Source organism: Montanilutibacter psychrotolerans, assembly GCF_003719825.1.
In the GTDB taxonomy this organism is placed as follows: Bacteria; Pseudomonadota; Gammaproteobacteria; order Xanthomonadales; family Xanthomonadaceae; genus Montanilutibacter; species Montanilutibacter psychrotolerans.
The window spans coordinates 23,186-40,130 of record NZ_RIBS01000011.1 but is presented as its reverse complement, the minus strand read 5'-3'; the positions used below and the strand labels follow the sequence as shown (position 1 = coordinate 40,130).

10 protein-coding genes are annotated in these 16,945 nt (G+C 68.3%); 7 read left to right on the top strand and 3 right to left on the bottom strand.

Annotated features, from left to right (window positions below; translation table 11 throughout):
* Positions 1 to 172: 172 nt before the first annotated feature.
* Positions 173 to 1,909 carry a dihydroxy-acid dehydratase gene (gene ilvD / locus EER27_RS15880; protein ID WP_123089121.1) on the bottom strand — a complete coding sequence of 579 codons (1,737 nt, stop codon included), beginning with the start codon at positions 1,907 to 1,909 and terminating at the stop codon, positions 173 to 175.
* A 651-nt stretch (positions 1,910 to 2,560) separates the two neighbouring features.
* Here ilvD and thiC point away from each other — a divergent pair.
* From thiC to EER27_RS17185, 7 genes are all read left to right on the top strand, one after another.
* A complete protein-coding gene (gene thiC / locus EER27_RS15875) occupies positions 2,561 to 4,438 on the top strand; it encodes a phosphomethylpyrimidine synthase ThiC (RefSeq protein WP_123089120.1) in 1,878 nt (625 codons plus the stop codon).
* A gap of 137 nt (positions 4,439 to 4,575) precedes the next feature.
* On the top strand, positions 4,576 to 5,271 hold the full coding sequence (locus EER27_RS15870; protein ID WP_123089161.1) for a potassium channel family protein: 696 nt from the start codon (positions 4,576 to 4,578) through the stop codon (positions 5,269 to 5,271).
* A gap of 419 nt (positions 5,272 to 5,690) precedes the next feature.
* A complete protein-coding gene (locus EER27_RS15865; RefSeq protein WP_123089119.1) occupies positions 5,691 to 8,081 on the top strand; it encodes a winged helix-turn-helix domain-containing protein in 2,391 nt (796 codons plus the stop codon).
* Between the two features lie 644 nt (positions 8,082 to 8,725).
* Positions 8,726 to 9,661 (top strand): helix-turn-helix domain-containing protein, encoded by a 936-nt coding sequence (locus EER27_RS15860; protein ID WP_123089118.1) that lies wholly within the window; start codon positions 8,726 to 8,728, stop codon positions 9,659 to 9,661.
* 50 nt (positions 9,662 to 9,711) lie between these two features.
* Entirely contained in the window at positions 9,712 to 12,564 is a 2,853-nt protein-coding gene (locus EER27_RS15855; RefSeq protein ID WP_123089117.1) for a TonB-dependent receptor plug domain-containing protein, read from the top strand.
* A gap of 159 nt (positions 12,565 to 12,723) precedes the next feature.
* Entirely contained in the window at positions 12,724 to 13,713 is a 990-nt protein-coding gene (locus tag EER27_RS15850; RefSeq protein WP_123089116.1) for an aspartyl/asparaginyl beta-hydroxylase domain-containing protein, read from the top strand.
* An 8-nt stretch (positions 13,714 to 13,721) separates the two neighbouring features.
* Positions 13,722 to 14,588 carry a sulfotransferase family protein gene (locus EER27_RS17185; RefSeq protein ID WP_190285838.1) on the top strand — a complete coding sequence of 289 codons (867 nt, stop codon included), beginning with the start codon at positions 13,722 to 13,724 and terminating at the stop codon, positions 14,586 to 14,588.
* Positions 14,589 to 14,730: 142 nt separating this feature from the next.
* Here the strand turns inward: EER27_RS17185 and ppa are convergent, their stop codons facing one another.
* A complete protein-coding gene (gene ppa / locus EER27_RS15840; protein WP_123089115.1) occupies positions 14,731 to 15,279 on the bottom strand; it encodes an inorganic diphosphatase in 549 nt (182 codons plus the stop codon).
* A gap of 145 nt (positions 15,280 to 15,424) precedes the next feature.
* On the bottom strand, positions 15,425 to 16,867 hold the full coding sequence (gene pdxR / locus EER27_RS15835) for a MocR-like pyridoxine biosynthesis transcription factor PdxR (protein ID WP_123089114.1): 1,443 nt from the start codon (positions 16,865 to 16,867) through the stop codon (positions 15,425 to 15,427).
* Between the last annotated feature and the right edge of the window lie 78 nt (positions 16,868 to 16,945).

Below are 16,945 nucleotides of genomic sequence, written 5' to 3'. Positions count from 1 at the left end.
CGTGGACGCGGCTTGTGCCGCGGTTTTGGGGAGGGAGTGCGTCGTGTCGTGTATTGCTAGTGCGCAGGGCCGGGTGCGGCAGTGGCCGGCCCGCGCGGGCGTGGGGTGGCGGGTGACGTCGTCGGCAAGGTGGCCGTAGCCGACGGTGCGGGCAGGGCGCGGGCGCACGCGTTCATGCGATCAGTTCCACGGCCAGGTCCGCCGCCCTGGTGCGCGTGGCCGCGGCATCGAGCGGGCCCGGTGCGGTCACCGCACCCAGCGAGGCCGAACTCACCAGGCGCGCGTACTTGGCCAGCACGCCGGTGGTCACGCGCGGGGCGATACGGCGTGGAGTACGCGCGGAGAGGTCGGCGTCGACGTCGATGCGTCGCGTGGCCACGTCGATGCGCACGCGGTCGCCGTCGCGCAGGCGGGCAATCGGGCCGCCGTGCGCGGCTTCGGGCGACACATGGCCGACCATGAAACCGTGGGTCGCACCGCTGAAGCGGCCGTCGGTCATCAAGGCGACGTCGTTGCCGAGGCCCTGCCCAACCAGCGCGGCGGTAACGGCGAGCATTTCGCGCATGCCGGGGCCGCCGGCCGGGCCTTCGAAGCGGATCACCACCACGTCGCCCGCCTGCACGCACCGCGACTGCACGGCAGCGAACGCGTCCTCTTCCGAGTCGAACACCCGTGCCGGGCCTTCGAAGTGCGTGCGGCCGTGACCGGCCAGCTTGACGATGCAACCTTCCGGGGCGAGCTCGCCGTACAGGATCGAGAAGCCGCCGCTGGGCTTGAGCGGGTCCGCGACCGGGCGGACCACGTCCTGTGGCCCGGTCGCGGGGAGGGCGTCCAGCTCCCTGAAGAAACTGCGGCCGGTGACCGTCGCAACGTCGTCGATCAGTCCGGCCGCGCGCAGTTCGTGCGCCACCAGCGCGGTGCCGCCGAACGTGAACATTTCTGCCGCCGTGTAGCGCCCGCCCGGCTTCAGGTCGGCGATCACCGGCGTACTGGCCGCGGCCTCGAACTCCTCCAGGCCGAATTCCACGCCGGCTTCGTGTGCGATCGCCAGCAGGTGCAACGCGGCATTGGTCGAACCGGCGGTGGCCGACACCGCGCGCGCGGCGTTGCGCAGCGCCGCGTGGCTCAGCAGTGCGCGCGGGGTTGGACCGCCGTCGCGCAGACGCTGCATGACCAGTTCGCCGCAGGCACGTGCCGCGGCGGGCTTGTCGGCGTGGACCGCCGGGATGTCGTTGAGCTGCAGCGGCGACAGGCCCAGGAAGGTCAGCACCATTGCCATGGTGTTGGCGGTGAACTGGCCACCGCAGGCGCCTGCGCCAGGGCAGGCGTGGCTTTCGATGCGGTGCAGCTGAGCGTCGTCGATGCGTCCGGCCGAGTGCGCGCCGACCGCTTCGAACACGTCCTGCACGGTCAGCGGCTTGCTGTCCTGGTTGCCCGTGGCGCCGGCGTTCGCGCTTGGGCAGTGTCCGGGCAGGATCGTCCCGCCGTAGAGGATCACCGTCGGGATATCCAGGCGCGCGGCGGCCATGGCCGCGGCCGGGATGGTCTTGTCGCAGCCGACCAGCAGCACCATCGCGTCGAGGCAATGGCCGTTGACGGCCAGCTCGATCGAATCGGCGATGGTTTCGCGCGATGCCAGCGAGGCACGCATGCCGTCGCTGCCCATCGCGATGCCGTCGGTAACGGCGATGGTGTTGAACTCGATCGGCGTTCCGCCGCCGGCCAGAACGCCGGCGCGCGCGTGCTGGGCCAGCTCGCGCAAGGTCAGGTTGCACGGCGAAACGTCGGTCCAGGTGTGGATCACCGCGACCAGCGGCCGGGCGATGGCGGCATCGTCCAGCCCTGTCGCACGCAGCATGGCGCGTGCGGGGGCGCGGGCGGGGCCTGCCTTGATGGCATTGCTTCTCACGATCTGTGTCCCTTGTGGTGAGGAACCCAGGCCGCAAAAACAAAAACCCCGCGCCTTTTCGGGCGCGGGGTTCAGGTTCTTGTTACCTGGGTTTGTGCGTTTCAGCTACACGTACCCGAACCCCGCGCCTGTAAGGACGGTAATAAGGTTAATGAGTACGAGTACGAGGGCCGCGAGCGCGAGACCGTTCGCGACCGTCACGCCGGTCGGCATGAGCTGGAAGGTCTGCGGGTGGTTGTTGCGCTGCGTCATGCGGTCGAGATGAGCATGGCGTTTGCGCGACTGTCAAATAATTTTTCGAAAACCCTTTCACGCCTTGATCCGCGCCTCGCTGCATCGCGCTTGCACAAGCGAAAAATGCGCGAAACGGGCGTCGCGTGAAGGCGATCCGCGCGCGTGCCGACGACCGCGACTGGCTGTGGGGCGTCGGCCATGGTCAAATGCGCGCCGAAGCGGGGGTACCGCCGCGGCCAGGCCGCCGGTGGTTGAGACAGACCCTTCGAACCTGATGCACGTAAGGAGCCGCGACGGCCTCATGTCGCCTCCCCAACCGCCGTAGGGAAGCTTCGCCGGTGCGGCCCTGCCGCCCGCGCGCCGCCGCTTCGTCCAAGCCGACCCGTGCGCCAGCAGGCGCCCCACAGGACGAAGACCATGAACGCTGTGCCCTCCGAGCTGTTGCAAGAAGCCGATCGCCTGTCGGCCGACGTCGTCCGGCCCATCCCCGGCTCTCGCAAGATCCACGTGCAAGGCTCGCGCCCGGACCTGCTGGTGCCGATGCGCGAGATCGAGCTGGCGCGCACGCCGACGATCTTCGGTGGCGAGGACAACGCGGCGCTGGCGGTGTACGACTGCTCCGGCCCCTACACCGACCCCACCGTCGAGATCGATCTCGCGCGCGGCCTCAAGCCGTTGCGCGCGGCGTGGATTGCCGAGCGCGGCGACACGGAACTGCTCGACGGCCTGTCGTCCGAATTCGGCCGCCAGCGCGAGCACGACCCCAAGCTGGCGCACGTGCGCTTCGGCAACCGGCCGCAGCCGCGCCGCGCGATCGCCGGCGCCAACGTCACCCAGATGCACTACGCGCGAAAGGGCATCGTCACGCCCGAGATGGAGTTCATCGCCATCCGCGAGAACCAGCGGCTCGATGCGATCCGCGAGGCGCACCTGCTGCGCCAGCATCCGGGCGAGAGCTACGGCGCGAACATCCAGAAGATCATCACGCCCGAGTTCGTGCGCGATGAGGTTGCCCGCGGCCGGGCGATCATTCCCAACAACATCAACCACCCCGAAAGCGAGCCGATGATCATCGGCCGCAACTTCCTCACCAAGGTCAACGCGAACATCGGCAACTCCGCCGTGTCGTCGGGCATCGCCGAGGAGGTCGAGAAGCTGGTGTGGTCGATGCGCTGGGGTGGCGACACGGTCATGGACCTGTCCACCGGCAAGCACATCCACGAGACCCGCGAGTGGATCATCCGCAACAGCCCGGTCCCGATTGGCACGGTGCCGATCTACCAGGCCCTCGAGAAGGTCGACGGTCGCGCCGAAGAGCTGACCTGGGAAATCTTCCGCGACACGCTGATCGAGCAGGCCGAGCAGGGCGTCGACTACTTCACCATCCACGCCGGCGTGTTGTTGCGCTATGTACCGCTGACCGCAAAGCGCGTCACCGGCATCGTCTCGCGCGGCGGTTCGATCCTCGCCAAGTGGTGCCTGGCGCACCACAAGGAAAACTTCCTCTACACGCACTTCGAGGACATCTGCGAGATCATGAAGGCCTACGACGTGGCCTTCTCGCTGGGTGACGGCCTGCGTCCGGGCTCGATCGCCGATGCCAACGATGCCGCGCAGTTCGGCGAGCTGGAGACGCTGGGCGAGCTGACCAAGATCGCTTGGAAGCACGACGTGCAGACCATGATCGAAGGCCCCGGCCACGTGCCGATGCAGCTGATCAAGGAAAACATGGACAAGCAGCTCGAGGTCTGTGGCGAGGCGCCGTTCTACACGCTCGGCCCACTGACCACCGACATCGCGCCTGGCTACGACCACATCACCTCCGCGATCGGCGCGGCGATGATCGGCTGGTTCGGTACGGCGATGCTCTGCTACGTCACACCCAAGGAACACCTGGGCCTGCCAAACAAGAACGACGTGCGCGAAGGCCTCATGGCGTACAAGATCGCCGCGCATGCGGCCGACCTGGCCAAGGGCCATCCGGGAGCGCAGGCGCGCGACAACGCGATGAGCAAGGCGCGATTCGAGTTCCGTTGGGAAGATCAGTTCAACCTCGGTCTCGACCCCGAGCGTGCCCGCGAGTACCACGACGAAACCCTGCCCAAGGACGCGCACAAGAGCGCGCACTTCTGCTCGATGTGCGGCCCGCATTTCTGCTCGATGAAGATCACCCAGGACGTGCGCGAGTTTGCCGCCGAACATGGCCTGGACGATGCGGCGGCGATCGAGGAAGGCATGGCGGAAAAGTCGGCCGAGTTCCGCGCGGCCGGCGCCGAGGTCTACCACAAGGCCTGAGGCCGGCAGCTCGCGGGGAGGCGTGGTTGGGGGCGGCGCGTGTCCGCCCCGCCGCGCCTGTCCGTTCGTCACTCGTTCCTCCGCCCTGGACGATGCACACTCGCATCGTCATCGCCCCAGTCCACGAGAACACCGACATGACCGAGCCACGGTTTCCGTTCCTTCGGTGGGGGGCAATGCTGCGCCGACACCCGTCGGCGCTGTTGCTGGGCGCGCAGCTGCTGAGCCTGCTGCTGTACCCGCTGATGGACGACACGCCGCGCGGCCGCGTGCTGTTCGGCGCGGTCGCGCTGGTTGTGGTGCCACTGGCGGTGTGGGTGGTGCGACGCAGTCCGTCGGTGAACTGGATCGCGTGGGCCCTGGCGTTGCCGGCGATCAGCCTGTCGCTGATCGCCATCGCCTTCGACATGCCACGCGTGCTGGCCTGGTCTTCGGTGCTGGAGGCCGCGCTGTACTTCTACGCGGCCGGCGGCCTGATCTCGTACATGCTGCATGACCACCGGGTCACCGCCGACGAACTGTTCGCGGCCGGTGCGACGTTCACCCTGCTGGCGTGGGGCTTCGCCTATGCCTACTTCGTCTGCCAGGCCTGGTACCCCGACAGCTTCACCGGTCTGGTGCACCCGGAGCGGCCGCGACGCTGGATCGAACTGCTGTACCTGAGCTTCACCACCCTGTCCGGGGTCGGCATCGGCGACATCCTGCCGATCAATGCGCCGGCGCGCGTGCTGGTGATGCTGGAGCAGTTCGCCGGCGTGGGCTATATCGCGGCGGTGGTGTCGCGCCTGATCGGCCTGAGCATCCTGCGGCAGCAGCGCGACAACCTCGGCTGAGGCGCGCCCCGGCGCGAAGCCGGGTGCAGGCGAGGGTCCGTGGCATCGCGGCGGGTCGGCGTGTTCTCGTCCTGGCGAGAGGCGAACGCCGGCTGCCAAGCAGAATCGCCAGAAGAAATCAACTCGAAAATTCGATGGGGCCGTTCAGCCAGGCCGCCCCCGGAACACCGCGTTTCGCGGGCAAAAAAAACGCGCCCGAAGGCGCGAATACAGGGCGTCCGGGGGGACGCTCTGCGGAGGAAGAGAGAGAGAGGTTTGCCGCTGCCGTTCAGTGCGGGCGATCCCGACCACCGTAGAATGTCGTCCTCGATCGCGCCTGCCACAGGTCGCCGTCATCCTTTGCGGAGTGTGTCGTCTGGCTTCTGGCGAGGCTTCCGGCACATGACGACCCGCAGATCCGTCACCAGACTTCGCCGCCGATGAGCTTCCGCCCCGATTTCCCCCCGCCTTCGCTGCCCTCAGGGCGGTTGCGCGTGGGCGATTGCGAGGTCGATCTGTCGCTGCGCGAGATACGTGCAACGGGCGCACGGCGTGCGCGGCGCGTCACGCCCAAGGCGATCGCGGTGCTGGAGGTGCTGGCAAGCAACGCCGGCAAGGTGGTCGGTCGCGATGCGCTGCTTGCGGCGGTGTGGCCCGATACCTTGCCGACCAACGACGTGGTTACCCAGGCGGTGACCCAGCTGCGCAAGGCGTTCGGCGAGGCGCGCGCGACTCCCGGTACCGACCCGCGCTACATCGAAACCATCGCCAAGAACGGCTATCGCCTGCTGGTGTCTGTCGAGTGGTTGGGCGAATCGACGACCGTCGCCGCATCCACGGCGGAATACACCCACGAATCGGCGACCGATGTCGGCACGGACGATCCGTCGCGGTCGACGTCGCCCTCGGCACACCGCCCCGACGCCGTGGCCGTCGCGAGTGCCGCGCTGGACACCATCGCCACACGCACCCGGCCGCGCCTGCGCGTCGCGCCACTCGAACGGTTTCTGGTGACCGCTGTTGCGCTGTTGGCGGTGTCCGCCCTGGTGCTGGTGCTGGTGCTGCGCGAGCCGCGTGCCGAGCCTGCCGCGGCGCCGCGCACGACCTGGTTGAAGCAGCCTTCTGGTCCTGATCGGCCGTACCGGCTGATCACGTCGTCACCGGGATTCGAGTTGTCGCCGACGCTTTCGCCGGACGGCTCGATGATTGCGTACGCGGCCACCCAGCCGGGCGGATTCGACACCGCGATCATGGTGCAGGCCACCGACCAGTCGCAGCCGCGCCCGCTTGCCACGCTGCGCCCCGGCGTCTCCGAGCGATTGCCCGCCTGGTCGCCGGACGGGCGCGAGATCGCGTTCGTGCGGGCCGGACCGGAGGCGCAATGCCAGGTGGTGATTGCCGCATCCAACGGCGGCGCCGAACGCACGGTCGCCGGTTGCCTGCGCAACGAGTTCTTCAGCTTTGCGTGGACGCCCGATGGAAAGGGCCTGGTGTTCGGCAGCATGCAGACCTCGCGCGGGCCGACCGGCCTGCAGGTGCTCGATCTGGCCAGCGGTACTTTCCGCGAGCTGAAATACGACGGCGCGCGCGCAAGCTACGACCACATGCCGCGCTACTCGCCGGACGGACGTTGGCTGGTGTTCGTGCGCAATCCGCAACTGGGCGACCTGTGGCGGATCCCCGCCGCTGGCGGCAAGGCCGAGGCGTTGACCAGGCAAAGCGCCGAACTGCGCGGCTGGGACTGGCTGCCGGACGGCGACGGCATCGTGTTCGGGCGGCGCATCGACAGCGAAACCCGCCTGTATCGACTGGACATGGCCTCGCGGGAAGTGCGCGACCTGGGCCTGGACGATGCGCAGAGTCCGGCGATCGCGGGCAAGGCCGGCGTCATGGCGTTCGTGCGGCGACGGCCGCTGTACGGAATCTTCCGCATCGACCGCACCGAACTGCTGTCGGGCAAGCACACCGGCGAGCCGGCGCGCGAGCACCTGTTTGCGTCGTCCGGTCGCGACACGCAGCCGGCGGTGGCACCGGACGGGCGCCAGCTGGCTTTCACGTCGGATCGCTCCGGCAAGTTCGGGCTGTGGTGGGCCGATCTGGAGCATCCGGAAACCCTGCGCCAGATCGAGGGCATCCACCCGGAAACGCGGCGCATCCCGGAATGGTCGGCCGACAGCCAGCGCCTGCTGGTGGTGGGCAGCGATCGCGCGGGCCGCTTCGGCGTGCACGAGGTGATGCCGTCGAACGGACAGGTCACGATTCTGCCGGTTCCGCGCGCGAACCTCCTGCAGGCGTCCTATCTGCCCGATCCCTCACGGATGCTGGTGCTGGCCGGCAACGACGACGGGCGCCCGAAACTGGTGCTCTACGACCGCAGCACCACGCCGTGGCGCCAGTTGGCGGCGATCGACGACGTGTCGATGGTGCGCGTCGACGCCCAGCGTGGCCGCACCTTGTTCACGCGGCTGTCGGCGGCCGGCTTGTGGCAGGTCGACTTGTCCCTGTCGCCGGGCAGCGTGCGCCGTCTCGATGACAGAGCGCCGGCGCCGTGGAGTTTCCAGACCTGGGCGCTGGGCAATGAGGGCGGGTTGGTCTACCTGGACCAGGTGCCCGGTTGCCTGAGCATGCTCAGCGAGATCGGCCTGGCCGACGGCCAGGTCGCGAAGAAGCGTTGCCTGGTCGCCGATCGACTGGCCAGCACCAACGGTTTCAGCCTGGATTCCCGCACCCGGAGCATGTACCTGTCGCTGACCGTCGAGGACGGAACCGACATCGCCTTCATGCCCTTGCCGGCCGAGCCTCGCACGCTGGTGCCGGGCTGGTTCAAGTAAGCCGTCGGGCCCCGTTTCGCGGGGTCATCCGATCGCCAGCCACTGGCGATGTGCGTGTTCCCCTCCGACGCCGCTCCGCCGGTCCTGCCGCCGGCAGGGTTTGTCGTTACCGCTGGGCCGCGATTGCGGCGTTGACATCACCTCCGCCCGAGCCCGGACGCCGACCCAGGTGTGTGACTGATCGTGCGACGCGCCCCGGGGCGGTGGCGAGGTGCGATGGCATCGCCGGAGGTGGGAGCGGGGTGGCCGAACCGGGCGGCGCCGGTTCTTTCGCGGTCGGCAGTCGACGGCCCGGCAAATCGCCGCCGCCCACGCGCCCGCGATCGTCCGCCAATGCGCCGTGTCGACATGGGGGGCGGGGAGGTAGCCGCCCAAACTCGCAGTTCAGGGCGCGCAACGATGAGGCGTGCGTCACGTTTCGCGCTTTCGTGCCGGCGACAGGAGGCCGAATGGAAGCGGCCGGCGTCGTGTTTCAGCGGAGTGACAGGCGGCAAGTGCTTGATTGGCCGAGTAAATATTCTTCGTAACTTTTTCGCATGCGTATTCGCGACGATTTCGGCAAAGCCTCCCCAGACCTTCCTGATGGCTCCCTGTCGATGTAGGCAAATCGCCCCGCCAGTTTCGGCAAACGATCGGGGGGATCCATGCAAAACACCTTTTGGGCGGACCGCGGGCAGCTGCTGCAGCTGGACGCAACGGACGGCGAGTCGCAGACCTCCTGTGTCGCGGTGTCGCGTCTTGCCAGCGCACAACTCAATGGAACGCGATTCTCGATCTGGCTGCAGCTGCGTGGCAGCTCCTGGATCGAAGCCAAGGAAGGTCGGTTCCGCATGCGGCGGGGTGACTGGATCGCGCTGGACCGCGATTCCCGTCCGCACCTGCAGGCCGACCGCGATGGCCTGGCCATCGGCCTGACGCTCGACGTCTCCGCACTGCGCGCGCTGTCGCGCTTCGCCGACTGCGGCCTGTACGCCGGCCGCGGCAGCATGTCGCGCCACGACGCCCGCATCGCCCTGCGCCTGTGGCGCGAGGCGACGACGCGGCAGACCGGCGTCAACGGTGGCATCGAAGACCAGGCCCTGCGCCCGCTGCTGCTGCACCTGGCGGCCGTGCAGCGCGAGATCTCCGCGCGCATCCCGCGTTGCCCGGGGCGCTCGCGCACCCGCAAGCGCCAGGTGTTCGGTCGTCTGCAGCGTGCGCGCCTGTACCTGGAAGGCAACTGCGACCGCGTCGTGCGCATCAGCGAACTGGCCGAACTGACCAGCTTCTCGAGCTGGTACTTCTCCAAGACGTTCCATTCGCTCTATGAGGAAAGCCCGCAGGCCGCCGCTGCGCGCATGCGCCTGGATCACGCCGCCGAGTTGCTTCGCAGCACCTCGATGATGATCGGTGAAGTGGCCGCCGCCAGCGGCTTCGACAACTGCTGCAGCTTCGCTCGCGCGTTCCGTGCCCGTCACGGCATGTCGGCCTCGAACTTCCGCGCCGCGCTCAGTGCGCCCAAGCGTTCGACGGGTCTCCCGCCACATGCGGCAAAGCCAGCAGCGGGCGGACGCAAAGCAGTGCTGCGTTCCGGAACGTAGTTTTGCTGGGCGTTTTAACACGCTCATAACGTATTTCTGGAGAGAGATAGATGACTTATCGCAGTTCGCGTAGCGCGATCCGGCATGGCCTGTTGCCCGCCAGCATCGCCATCGCACTGGTGCCGGTGATTGCCGGCGCGCAGGAGACCGCTCCGGCGGCGCAGGACACCGCCACGCTCGACCGTATCGAAGTCACCGGTTCGCGTATTCGCGGCACCCAGATGGAGACCCAGCAGCCGATCATCACCCTGACCCGTCAGGAGATCGAGAAGCAGGGCTTCACGTCGGTTGCAGACGTCCTGCAGAACCTGACCTCGGCTGGTTCGCCGCAGATCTCGCGCTCCGAAGCGCTTTCCTCCGGCGAAAACACCGGCGGTTACTACATCGACATCCGCAATCTGGGCGCCGCGCGCACCCTGATCCTGATGAACGGCAAGCGTCTTGGCGCTACCACCAGCGGCCTGCAGGACCTCAGCCAGATCCCGATGTCGGCCATCGACCGCGTCGAAGTGCTGAAGGACGGCGCCTCGGCCATCTACGGTTCCGACGCGATCGCCGGCGTGGTCAACGTGATCACCCGCAAGCGCTTCGAAGGTGCTGAAGCCACCGCCTACGTCGGCCAGTACAGCGAAGGCGACGGCGAGACGCAGCAGTTCTCGTTCGTCACCGGCTCCAATGGCGAGCGCGGCGGCATGACCCTCGCCGTCGAGTACTACAAGCAGGATCCGGTGTTTGCCCGCGACCGCGATTTCAGCGCCGCCGGCAATGCCGGTCCGGACTACCCGGGTTCGGGCTCGAGCCCGGTCAGCCAGAACGGTTCGTTCTGCGACCCGTGCTCGCCGTCCTCGGCTGCCCGCTGGTGGACCCTGCGTCCGGGCGGCAACCCGACCGTTCGCGCCGACTACATCCTGCACACCGCGGACAAGAACGCCAACGCCAACGAGCAGATGCTGCTGACGACGGGCCTCGAGCGTCGTTCGGTGTTCGCCAACGCGAACTACGACGTCACCGAGAACATCAAGTTCAACGCGGACGTTCTGTACAACCACCGCAGCACCGACCAGCAGAGCGCCGGCTACCCGTACCAGTCGGGCAGCTTCGGCACGCCGCTTTCGGCCGACAGCGCGTTCAACCCGACCCCGGGTACCGCTCTGACGTTCCGTCGCCGCCTGTGGGAAGTGCCGCGCACCACCAAGAGCGAGCTTGAGACCTACCGCTTCGCCGGTGGCCTCAGCGGCTTCTTCGAGCTGGCCGGCAACGCGTGGGATTGGGACGTCGGCGCGCTGATGAACCGCAACAACGTGACCAAGTCCCAGCACGGCGATGCCAGCCTGATCGCTTCGCGCCGCGCCCTGGGCCCGTCGTTCATCAATGCCGACGGCATCGCCCAGTGCGGTACGGTCGCCAGCCCGATCGCCCTCGACAAGTGCCGTCCGTGGAACCCGTTGCTGCCGCACGGCGTCGACGGCCCGGGCTCGCTGTCGGATCCGGATCTGCAGGCGTTCCTGTTCCCGTACTACACCGATACCGGCTACACCCGCACCACCAGCTACACCGCCAACATGGCCGGTACGCTGTTCGAGCTGCCCGCCGGTGACCTCGGCGTTGCGTTCGGCTACGAGCACCGCCAGGAGCGTGGTCGCTTCGCTCCGGACGCCTTCCGCCAGTCGGGCGAAAGCACCGGCCTGGGTTCGAAGACCACCCAGGGCGAGTACTCGCTGGACGAGTTCTACCTCGAGCTCAACATCCCGATCCTGGCCGACATGCCGTTCGCGAAGGAGCTGACCGTCAACGTTGCCGGTCGCTACTCCGACTACAGCAACTTCGGTGACACCACCAACGGCAAGTTCGGCTTCACCTGGCGTCCGCTCGACGAACTGCTGGTCCGCGGCACCTTCGCTGAAGGCTTCCGCGCGCCGACGATCGACGACCTGTACGGCGGCCTCAGCAGCAGCTTCGAGTCGTACACCGACCCGTGCGGCAGCGGTGCGGTCAACAGCGTCAACGGCAACGCGGCCTGCACCAGCGCTGGCGTTCCGCTGAACTACGTGCAGCTCGGCCAGGGCCTCGTGCCCTGCACGACCTACCCGTGCCAGACGCCGGACCAGTTCGTCAACGGCGCCAATCCGGCGCTGCTGCCGGAAACCTCGAAGAGCCGCACCGCCGGCCTCGTGTGGAGCCCGCGTTGGGTCCAGGGCCTGGACATCTCGCTCGACTGGTACAAGTACACCATCGAGAACATGATCATCCAGGACGACGTCGACCGCATCCTGCGTGACTGCTACGTGCTCGGCAACAGCTCGCGCTGCGCCGGTATCGTGCGCGCGGCTGACGGTCACATCTCCAGCCTGTTCTACGGTCTGGCCAACCTCGGCGAGATGGAGACGGAAGGTTACGACCTGGGCGTGAAGTACCGTCTGCCGGAGCTCTCGATCGGCAAGGTGTCGCTTGACTGGCAGACCTCGTACACCAGCAAGTACGACGAAGCGGGCCAGAACGCCGCCGGCAAGGACGTCATCATCGGCCGCGTCGGCGACGAAGGCATCTTCCGCGTTCGTTCGAACATGGGCGTCAACTGGGAGAAGAACAACTTCTCGGTGTCGTACATGGCGCGTTACTACTCGGGCATGACCGAGCAGTGCGTGACCAACCGTCCGTGCAATGACCCGGACCGCATCGCGAACGACGAGCCGGCCGCGCTGCGCCGCACCGGTTCCAACACGTTCCACGACGTGCAGTTCAGCTGGAAGGCTCCGTGGGATGCCACGGTCGCCATCGGCGCGAACAACGTGTTCGACCACCAGGGTCCGATCATGTTCACCGCTCCGGACAGCGCCTTCCCGTACTACGGCGGTTTCGACATCGGTCGCGTCGTGTACCTGAAGTACCAGCAGCGCTTCTGATCCATTGATCGCTGAGTAGTCCGACTGCGGCCCCGAAAGGGGCCGCAGTTTTTTTGTCTGCCGGTGTCCCGTCGCCGGTGTGGGGTCGCCCCGTGAGCGGGTCCCAGCCCCATCGCCTGCTTCTGTACGATAGAGACCGGTTCCAGACCGGGTCGCTCGATGAAGTTGCAGGTGCCGTTCCTCCAGTTGCCGCTGACGTTCGATGCGTCGCTGCTCGCCGCCGAGATCGCCGCGTTGGGCGAGGGGCCCTGGCGCCCGCACCCGCAAGGGTTCGCCGGCAATTCGATGCTGCCGCTGGTTGCCAGTGGTGGCGATCCGGCCAACGAATCGTTCGCTGGCGAGATGTCGCCAACGCCCGAGCTGCTGCGCTGCCCATACCTGAGCCAAGTGATCGCCAGCCTCGGCGCCACCGTCGGCCGCAGCCGGCTCATGCGCCTGTCGGGGCATGCCGAAGTCACCCGCCATGCCGACCAGGGCTACTACTGGACCGAGCGCGTGCGCGTGCACGTGCCCGTGGTCACGCAACCCACGGTGCGCTTCGAGTGCGGCGATGCCGCGATCAACATGGCGGCCGGCGAATGCTGGATCTTCGATACCTGGCGCCAGCACCGCGTGCTCAACGACGCGGTCGAGTCTCGCGTGCACCTGGTGGTCGACACCGTCGGCGGTGGCCGCTTCTGGGAACACGTCGCCCGTGGCCGACCGCACGATGCGCCGCGCAGCGGCTGGCCCGTGCAGGCGTTGGCGCCCGAACCCGGACGCATCGACGCGTTCCCGTGCGAGCGCGTCAATGTGCCGGTGGTGATGACCCCGTGGGAGCTCAATGCCCATCTCGGGTTGCTTTTCAACGACCTCATCGCCCACCCGGCGGCCGGTCCCGTGCGCGCGCTGTCGATGCGGTTCGCGCGCACCTGGCAGGGGCTGTGGTTCGAGTACGGCGAGCGCGACGAAGGCCACGCGCACTATCGCGAGGCACTCACCCAGTTCGTCGAGGCGGTGCGCGCGCCGAGCCAGCCGTTGCTGCTGAAGAACGAGATCCGCTGGTTCGCCGCGATGATGACCATCATCGCCAAGTTCGCCGTCACCGGTGCGACCGCCGGCGCTTCCACCCATGCTGCCCAGCAGCGCGCCATCGGCGACAACGCCTGAGGTTTTCCATGCAAGCGCAGACGCACGATGGGCCGGTCCGCCTGGACGCGGCCCGATTCGACCGCCCGGTGTTCATCGTTGCCTCGCCGCGCGCGGGCGCCGATCAGTTGTTCGACACGTTGATGCGCGCCCCGGAGGTGTTCACCGTCGGTGCGGCCGCGCACCAGCTGATCGAGGACATTCCCGGGCTGCACGTCCGCGATCGTCGCTACGAATCCAACCGCCTGGATGGCAGCGATGCCACCGCCGATGTGCGCGCCGCGCTGTACGCGCGCCTTGCCGAGTCGGCGCGCGATCGCGACGGCGTGGCACCCACCCAACGTCCGTGGCGCCTGCTCGACAAGATGCCCAAGAACGCGTTGCGCATCCCGTTCCTGGCGCGCGCGTTTCCCGATGCGCATTTCATCTACCTCTACCGCGATCCGCGCGAGGTACTGGCCAACATGCTGCTGGCCTGGGAATCCGGGCGCTTTCGCACCTACCTGGGTCTCCCGGGCTGGCCGCGGCCGTACTGGTCGCTGGCGCTGACACCGGGCTGGCGCGAACTGTCCGGCAAGCCGCTGGGCGAGATCGTGGGCAGGCAATGGCAAGCCGCGACCCAGGTGCTGCTGGACGACCTGCAGGCGCTGTCGCCGAATCGCTGGCGAGTGCTGCGGCACGCCGATTTCCTGGCCAACCCGTCGGGTGAGATCGCGCGGCTGTGCCTGGCGCTGGACTACGGCTGGGACCGTCCACTCGAACCGGGCGGATTGCCCGAGACGGCACCCACGCGCGAGGAAGCCGAGGTGGTGCGCAAGCATGCCGGCGAACTCCAGCGCGTCTGGCCGCAGATCGAGCCCACCGCGGCGCGCGCGGCCAAAGTCGCCGGGCTTTGAGTCGCTGGCGTGAGCCGGCGATAGCGGACGATTGCAACCACGTCGCGGTCGCGCCCGGCACCCGCTTCCAAAACGACCAGGCCGCCCGAAGGCGGCCTGGTGGATGGCGGCGTCGGCCGGGAATCCCCGGCCGCGACGGTCATCAGAAGTTGGGCTTGTCGGTGCTGGACTCGTAACGCTTCATCGCGTCGACGAGCACGGCCTTGGCTTCGGCGACGTCGCCCCAGCCGTCGAGCTTGACCCACTTGCCCTTCTCGAGATCCTTGTAGTGCTCGAAGAAGTGGCCAATGCGCTCCAGCCAGTGCGGGCTGACCTTGGTGATGTCGTCGATGTGGCTGTAGCCGGCGAACACCTTGTCGATCGGCACGGCGAGCAGCTTTTCGTCGCCGCCGGCCTCGTCGCTCATCTTCAGCACGCCCACCGGACGGCAGCGGATCACCGAGCCGGGGATCAGCGGCAGCGGCAGGATCACCAGCACGTCGGCCGGATCGCCGTCACCGCACAGGGTGTGCGGCACGTAGCCGTAGTTGCACGGGTAGCGCATCGGGGTGGAGAGGATGCGATCGACGAAGATTGCGCCGGAGGTCTTGTCGACCTCGTACTTGACCGGCTCGGCGTCCTTGGGGATTTCGATGATGACGTTGATCTCATCCGGCGGGTTCTTGCCGGTGGGGACGAGGTCCAGGCCCATTGCTGACTCCGAAGCTGTTGGCCGGGTCCGAGGTGGACCGGGCGGGGGAAAGCCGGGCATTTTACGCGGCCGGCTGCTGCGGCGCAGCAGGGGTGCCGAAACCGGGCGATCGGCCGCCGAGGCCAGGGCAGGCGCGAGCCCGAACTCACCCCAGCAACGCGCGGCGAAAGCCCGCCAGCGCCGCGGGAATATCGTCGGCGTCGATCACGCCATACCCGAACGTCACCGCCGGGCGTTCGGGCGGCGCCATCGCGTACTCGGCAATCGACTGTGCGCCCGGGGCGTGCCGGCGCATCGCGGCGACGATCGCGGGCGCCAGCGCGGGGTCGCGGATGCGCGCGGCCAGGTGCAGACCCGCTTCTGAAGGGATCGGCTCCAGCCACGGGCCCAGCTCGCGGTGCAGGCCCTCGAGCAATGCCCCGCGGCGTACGGAGTAGATCGACCGCATGCGCCGCACGTGCCGCGCCAGGTGGCCGTCGCGGATGAAGGCGGCGAGCACCGCCTGGGTGATCGTGTCGCTGTGCGAATCGGCGCAGTGCTTGACCGTGACCAGCGCCTCGCGCGCCCAGCCGGGCGAAACCACGAAACCCTTGCGCAGCGAGGGGAACAGGCTCTTGGAGAAGGTGCCGACGTAGAACACCAGCGCGTCCCGGTCGAGCGTCTGCAAGGCGTCCAGCGGACGGCCGCCGAAGCGGAACTCGCCGTCGTAGTCGTCCTCGATCACCACCGCGCCGTGGCGGCGCGCGAACGCCAGCAGCGCCGCGCGGCGTCGCAGCGACAGCGCCACGCCGGTGGGCGACTGGTGGGACGGCGTGACGCTGATGACGCGGATGTCGCTGTCCAGCCGGTCCACGCACAGGCCCTCCTCGTCCACCGGGATCGGCACCAGCTGCGCGCCGGCGGCGGCGAACGCGGCGCGCACCGGCGGGTAGCCGGGCTCCTCGACCGCCACCCGCGTGCGACCGGCGGTGACGAGCAGGCGCGCGAGCAGATCGAACGCCTGCTGGGCGCCGGACGTCACCACCACGTTGTCCGCCTTGCACGCCACGGCTCGCGAGAACGCGACGTGCGCGGCGATTGCCTCGCGCAGGGCCGGAATGCCTTCTGACCCGGCGTATCCGAACCCGGTCCGCGACCAGGCGCGCAGCGATTGCGCGGACAGCCGGCGCCAGGTGTCGTGGGGGAAATGGCGGTGGTCGGGCACGCCCAGCCGGAAACTACGTTCGGGCAGGGCGCGGCCGGGCTCGGGATGCAACAGCGGCGTCCGCCACAGCGCGTTGAGACGCGAGTCGTCGAAACCCGATTGCCGGGCCGGCGGCGGGGCCGTGCGCCGCCCGGACAGTTCGGCGACCACGGCTTTCGCGCCCTTGCGCGGTATCGCGTAACCCTCGGCGATCAGCAGGTCGTACGCGGTGACCACGGTGTTGCGGGCGATGCCCAGCGCGGCCGCGACCCGCCGGGTGGCCGGCAGCGCCGTGCCTGGGCCCAGCCGGCCGTCGAGGATGGCGGCGCGCAACTGATGGTGCAGCGATCGGGTCAGCGTGCCCGGGCCCGACAGGGTCAGGTCGAACGGAAAAACTGGCTCCATTGGTTCCCCATCAGCTGGCTCAAACAAGGAGCCAGAGTACGCCTAGCCTGTGCCCACGGTCAGGCGCCATCGCCGCTC